The organism is Brevibacillus sp. GCM10020057 (assembly GCF_042683565.1).
Taxonomy (GTDB): domain Bacteria; phylum Bacillota; class Bacilli; order Brevibacillales; family Brevibacillaceae; genus Brevibacillus.
The window spans coordinates 385-712 of record NZ_JBHUJW010000014.1 but is presented as its reverse complement, the minus strand read 5'-3'; the positions used below and the strand labels follow the sequence as shown (position 1 = coordinate 712).

Sequence of the window (328 nt, the reverse complement as noted above, 5' to 3'; positions counted from 1 at the left end):
GGGCACCTTGTTCCTCGCTAGACGCTTTTCTTGGCAGTGTGAAATCAGGGACTTCGGTACTGTAATTTCCCTCGCCATCACAGCTTGCCCTTACGGTGTGCGGATTTGCCTACACACCAAGCTTGCTGCTTGGACGGCCATCCAGTAGGCCGCTCGCCCTATCCTCCTGCGTCACGCCATTGCTCAAGCGGAACATAAGGTGGTACAGGAATATCAACCTGTTGTCCATCGCCTACGCCTTTCGGCCTCAGCTTAGGTCCCGACTAACCCTGGGAGGACGAGCCTTCCCCAGGAACCCTTAGGCTTTCGGTGGACAAGATTCTCACTT

Annotated in this window: 1 rRNA gene (cut by a window edge); it reads right to left on the bottom strand. The window is 55.5% G+C overall.

The features are described 5' to 3' along the window. Window positions 1-328: ribosomal RNA gene (locus tag ACFSO0_RS19755) — 23S ribosomal RNA — on the bottom strand; its annotated part runs 384 nt beyond the window's last position; the annotation flags it as partial.